Raw genomic sequence first — 5,183 nt, 5'->3', positions numbered from 1 at the left:
TGAAATGGGGCGAAAGTCTGTGGACTCTGTGTAAGACAGTACATGGTTTTTTAACTGTGGTATGCGACGGTGGTGGAAGCAGAAACTTAAATCGTGAGGTTTAGGAATCGCCGCACTTTTAGGGCGGCGAGGATGTCAACGCCATACCTCAAAATTGAATAGTGGTGTGAGAAGGAAAGGGACAACGCAGGGCGTTTACCCATGGCAAAAGACTATAATTGTCGTTCTACTGCAGCGGTAAATTCTTCATAGGGTTTAACCCCAACTAATGTTTCTATCAATTTCCCCTGTTTAAATACCATGACAGCCGGAATACTTCTAATCCCAAAGCGTTTGGCTACGGGTTTGTTACTGTCCAGGTCAAGTTTGAAGACTTTGGCGCGATCGCGATAGTCATCGGCCAATCGATCGATCAACGGCGCCACCAGTTTGCAAGGTCCACACCAAGTTGCCGTGCAATCTACCACCAACAGTGATTCACTGTTTAAGAGGGAATCAAATTCAGTTTCATCTTGAATAAATGTAGCCGTACCCATGTTTATATCTCCAAATTGATTTTGTGCAACTTAGTACAAATTCTCTGCTCGCTGCGTTTTACAAGATAAATTCAGCCTTGAACCGCTCCTCCTCTAAAAATGCTTGGCTTTTGACCCTTTAACTTTCCCCCAGAAAGGGAGAGGGGTTGAGGTCCAGGACTATGAATAGAAAAAAATGGCATCAGTCAATGTCCACCTCCCGGGGGTATCGTCTATAGTTTGGTCGTCCCAGACATCGATGGTGATATCTAGTCCCTGCTCATGCAGGGGTTTTACTTTGTAAGTCGTCATCGGCTGCTCCCAATCAAAACAAATTTGCGACGTTAAGTTACGGTAATATGGTATTGCAAGTCATTGCATTGACATCCCCTATGACAGCGACCCCTTCAAACGATTTATCTGCCTGGGAGCGGCTAGAACAAGGTAGACAAGCAAAAGCAAGCAACGGTGGTTATGCGGGCTACGGCTCCCCTGCCTTTGGACAACGATCGATCGATGGTGAATTAGTGGATGATCCGGAAGAGTGCCGGGTCATTGAACTGATTCGCCGTCATCACAAATCAGGGAAATCCTTGCAGAAGATCGCAGATTGGCTTAATGAACAGGGCTACACCACCAAACGTGGTCAACCATGGCAGCGTATTTCCGTAAAGCGGGTGCTTGATCGACTATATGGAAAGGTGTCCAGAATTTCCGGAGTAACCCCTCAGACCGAGCATAACCCGGAAGTACTCACCCCAGCGTCTGGTGATGCCGCTCCTAAAACCATTAGAGGCTCAATAACCCCTAAATAAAAAGTTTCAGGCTTTAACCTGTTACATCCCTCTATGATACACCGAAGTGGGTCGAAAATCTTTACGAGTTTAATAAAAATTGTAATAAAACGTTACATATTTTAGGAAAAAGTTAAATGACGCTACACTTTGAGATAGTTTTAGAACGGGTTTTGGCAACTCTGAGAGTCTGGGTTCTTTGCCCAGTGGCTGTTCTGCCTATCTTGGCTTTTGCGATCGCAGGATGGTGCTGATGTCTCTCGATACACCTCTGAGTTGGGCCCCCGATCTGGAAAAGGCGATCAATCGCCAGCCCTTGACGGTGCCGCCAACCACTTCTCTGGCGGATGCGATCGCCATGATCGGTCAGGCCCATAGCCGTCTGTGTTTACTCACCGATGACCTATCCCCTCTAGCTGCTCCGGCCGGAGAGGTGCGTGTTAGCTGTCTGCTGGTGGTGCAGGGGCAAGAGTTATTAGGAATTTTGACAGAACGCGATGTGGTGCGACTCACCGCTCAAGGGATTAACCTGTCCGAGACAACCGTTGCCGATGTGATGGTACATCCCCTGATCACGTTGCCCCAGCAATCTGCTCAAGACATTTTTGCTGCCCTGTTTTTGTTTCGGCGCTACCGCATTCGCCATTTGCCGATTGTCGATGACCAAGGACAGTTAATCGGGGTGATCTCCCATGAAAGTATTCGCCAGATATTGCGTCCGGCCAATCTATTGCGGTTTCGTCGCGTATCCGATGTGATGACCAGTCAAGTGGTACAGGCCCCACTCACCGCCACAGTCTTGCAATTGGCCCAGTTAATGGCTGAACATCGTGTCAGTTGTGTGGTGATCACCCAACGAGATTCAGAAGACAATGACTGCCCGGTTGGTATTGTGACAGAGCGAGATCTTGTCCAATTTCAAGCAGTTCAAATCGATCTGCACAAAACTAGGGCCCAGACGGTGATGAGTACGCCCTTATTTCTCCTCAGCCCCGAGGATTCCCTGTGGACGGCCCATCAGGAAATGCAAAAACGGCGGGTGGGGCGTTTGGTGGTTTCTTGGAACTGGGGGCGGGGGTTGGGCATTGTTACACAAACCAGTCTCTTGCGGGTTTTTGACCCGATGGAAATGTATGGGGTGATTGAAAATTTACAACAAACGATTCAACAGCTAGAGTCCGAGCGATCGCCCTTCCCTCCTTCTCCACCAGCGGACTTATTACCCCAACCAACTTGTGATCCATCCCAAAAAGACATCGCAGGAGATCGCGAATTATTACTTGCCTTGCTGGACAATGCCTACAAAGACGTAAAGTATATGTGGGCTAACTTAGATATTGTCGTCGAGCAGCGGCGATCCTTGCTTCAATCTGTTCTAGAGAAGCTTGCCCACCTCGGTCGTGAAATTAGCTCTTAGACGAGGTCTAAGAGAAAAAACCCCATCTTGAAGAAAGATGGGGTAAGGTAAAAATCAAATCGATCTAAACAGTAACAGGTTCTCGATCGAGGGGTTTAACGCGATCGAGCAGGGCCTGCAATTGTTCCCCTTCGATCACCTCTTTACTGAGGATTTCTTGGGCAATTTCTTCGAGTAAATCGCGATTTTGAGCGAGGATATCTAGGGCTTGCTGATGACCATTTTCGACAATCTCTTTCACTTCATTATCGATCGCTTTGGCCGTATCATCGCTAACCAAACGCCGGGGATTCATCATGCCATCTCCCAGAAAACTATTCTGTTGACCTTTTTCGTAGGCCAGGGGACCCAGGGTCTTACTCATACCATAGGTCGTCACCATGCGTTCGGCCAAGTCCGTCGCCCGCTGCAGGTCATTAGCAGCCCCAGTAGTAATACTACCAAAGACAATTTCTTCGGCGGCCCGACCACCTAAAAGAGTAGCAATTTGGTCGCGTAATTCCGTATCATCCATCAGGAAACGGTCTTCCGTGGGCATTTGCAGGGTATAACCGAGGGCTGCCATGCCGCGAGGCACGATCGAAATCTTAGCAACTTTACCACCCCCCGGCATAACTGCACCGACGAGAGCGTGACCAACTTCGTGATAAGCGACGATTTTCTTCTCTTTTTCCGAGAGAACCCGGCTTTTCTTCTCTAAACCGGCCACTACCCGCTCGATTGCCTCATTAAAGTCCTCTTGGGCGACGGTGCTGCGTTGATTGCGCGCTGCCAATAAAGCCGCCTCATTGACTAGATTAGCTAAGTCAGCACCAGCAAAACCGGGGGTACGGGTAGCAATCTGTTTTAAATCCACACCCGATCCTAATTTTACCTTACCTGCGTAGATTTCGAGGATTTTTAACCGTCCAGCCAGATCGGGGCGATCAACTAACACTTGACGATCAAAACGGCCTGGGCGTAAAAGGGCGGTATCAAGAGTTTCGGGGCGATTAGTAGCGGCCAGCACGATCACCGTCGCATCACCAGCGTTAAAACCGTCCATTTCCGTCAATAATTGGTTTAAAGTCTGTTCCCGTTCATCGTTACCCCCCATAAAATTACCGTTAGCGCGAGATTTACCGATCGCGTCTAATTCATCGATAAAAATAATACAGGGGGCTTTTTTCTTGGCCTGTTCAAACAGATCCCGCACTCGGGCCGCACCCGCACCGACAAAGAGTTCCACGAATTCCGAACCCGAGATACTAAAAAAAGAAACTCCCGCTTCTCCCGCTACTGCTTTTGCCAGCAGGGTTTTCCCTGTCCCCGGCGGACCGACTAAGAGGACACCCTTGGGAATCCGCGCCCCGATTTGAATGTAACGTTGGGGATATTTGAGAAATTCGACGATTTCGGCTAATTCGGTTTTCGCTTCTTCCACACCGGCCACATCTTTAAAAGTGGTTTTGGTGGTGTCTCCTTCCACATAGACTTTAGCGCGACTTTTGGTAATCGATAAAGCCCCGGCCGGACCACCGCCACCGCTGCGAGCGAGGAAAAATTGCCAAATACCAACAAAAATCAGGGGAGGAATCACCCAACTAAGGACACTACCAATCCAACCATTTTTTGGTGGTGGTGCGGCGGCGAATTCTACGCCCTTGGCTTCTAGACGTTTGGGCAATTCTAGGTCAAAAATCGGTGTAGTGCTGAAAATTCGTCCGTAGTTGCCCTCTTGGTCGTTTTTAAGCTGATAACGAATCTCATTCTGTCCCACGGATACCCTAGCGACGTTGCCATCTTCCACTTGGTCGATAAAAAGACTGTAGGGAACTTTGGGGACGCTAGGGCCAAATAATTGCGGGAAAACAAGGTTAACAATCAGAAATAAGCCGCCTACGGCTAATAAAACATTACCGATCAGGCGAGATTGTGAAGGAGGTTTGCTTTTTATACTCATCGAAAAAATGGGTCTGAAACCCCGCCCTTTAGCGATAGCGGAGGGCGGCTTTATATAAGTTAGTGAGAAACAATTAAACCGTTAGAACGACGAATTAACTGAATCTTGCTAACAGCTATCTGTCCCAATCGTTGACCATTGGTATCGCTTACAGATAGCTGTTTTTCGGTATCTCCACTAACATAACCAATTCCTTTGGGAGAAGAAACTAAATCTCCTTTACGGAACCCATGTCTTGTGGTAGAGCCACCATATTTACGTCGTTTACCACCTTTGGAAAAAACCATCAGGTGAATTTGACGACGACTAATAGGAGGACGTTTGATGACAGCAAAGGGAGCGTTTGTTACTTTAACATAACCCTTCCAATCATGTCCATGTCCATTAGAAGTATGGAATGGCAAATAATCTAAAAATTGAAAACAGGCAAGAGCAATTCCATCGTTAGCATGACTTTCGGGTGATTGTTCTGCTTTATTTTTAGACTTTTCTAGTCGCAAATGTTTTCTGAGATT

4 protein-coding genes and 1 pseudogene are annotated in these 5,183 nt (G+C 47.8%); 2 read left to right on the top strand and 3 right to left on the bottom strand.

Translation table 11 applies throughout. From position 1 onward, the window contains the following. Nucleotides 1-212 precede the first annotated feature (212 nt). Entirely contained in the window at nucleotides 213-536 is a 324-nt protein-coding gene (gene trxA / locus O9300_RS08245; RefSeq protein ID WP_079206136.1) for a thioredoxin, read from the bottom strand. A gap of 338 nt (nucleotides 537-874) precedes the next feature. On the opposite strand from trxA, the gene O9300_RS08240 reads away from it, so the two are divergent. Together O9300_RS08240 and O9300_RS08235 are read left to right on the top strand one after the other, a co-directional pair. Continuing rightward, nucleotides 875-1,330 carry a recombinase family protein gene (locus tag O9300_RS08240; protein WP_012267172.1) on the top strand — a complete coding sequence of 152 codons (456 nt, stop codon included), beginning with the start codon at nucleotides 875-877 and terminating at the stop codon, nucleotides 1,328-1,330. A 223-nt stretch (nucleotides 1,331-1,553) separates the two neighbouring features. Further along, nucleotides 1,554-2,726, top strand: coding sequence for a CBS domain-containing protein (locus tag O9300_RS08235; RefSeq protein ID WP_287971191.1), 1,173 nt, complete (start codon nucleotides 1,554-1,556; stop codon nucleotides 2,724-2,726). Nucleotides 2,727-2,790: 64 nt separating this feature from the next. Here O9300_RS08235 and ftsH4 read toward each other — a convergent pair whose 3' ends face one another. Both ftsH4 and O9300_RS08225 read right to left on the bottom strand, forming a co-directional pair. After that, nucleotides 2,791-4,668 carry an ATP-dependent zinc metalloprotease FtsH4 gene (gene ftsH4, locus O9300_RS08230; RefSeq protein WP_287971190.1) on the bottom strand — a complete coding sequence of 626 codons (1,878 nt, stop codon included), beginning with the start codon at nucleotides 4,666-4,668 and terminating at the stop codon, nucleotides 2,791-2,793. Between the two features lie 59 nt (nucleotides 4,669-4,727). Continuing rightward, nucleotides 4,728-5,183 (bottom strand): annotated as a pseudogene (locus O9300_RS08225) (RRXRR domain-containing protein); the annotation flags it as partial.

Source organism: Microcystis sp. LE19-195.1E, assembly GCF_027532095.1.
Lineage (GTDB): Bacteria > Cyanobacteriota > Cyanobacteriia > Cyanobacteriales > Microcystaceae > Microcystis > Microcystis aeruginosa.
This window is presented reverse-complemented; position numbering and strand designations above follow the sequence as displayed.

Bases quoted from the DNA above. Each gene is read 5' to 3' on its own strand.
- trxA (WP_079206136.1), bottom strand. From the start codon at position 536: ATGGGTACGGCTACATTTATTCAAGATGAAACTGAATTTGATTCCCTC.
- O9300_RS08240 (WP_012267172.1), top strand. From the start codon at position 875: ATGGTATTGCAAGTCATTGCATTGACATCCCCTATGACAGCGACCCCT.
- O9300_RS08235 (WP_287971191.1), top strand. From the start codon at position 1,554: ATGGTGCTGATGTCTCTCGATACACCTCTGAGTTGGGCCCCCGATCTG.
- ftsH4 (WP_287971190.1), bottom strand. From the start codon at position 4,668: ATGAGTATAAAAAGCAAACCTCCTTCACAATCTCGCCTGATCGGTAAT.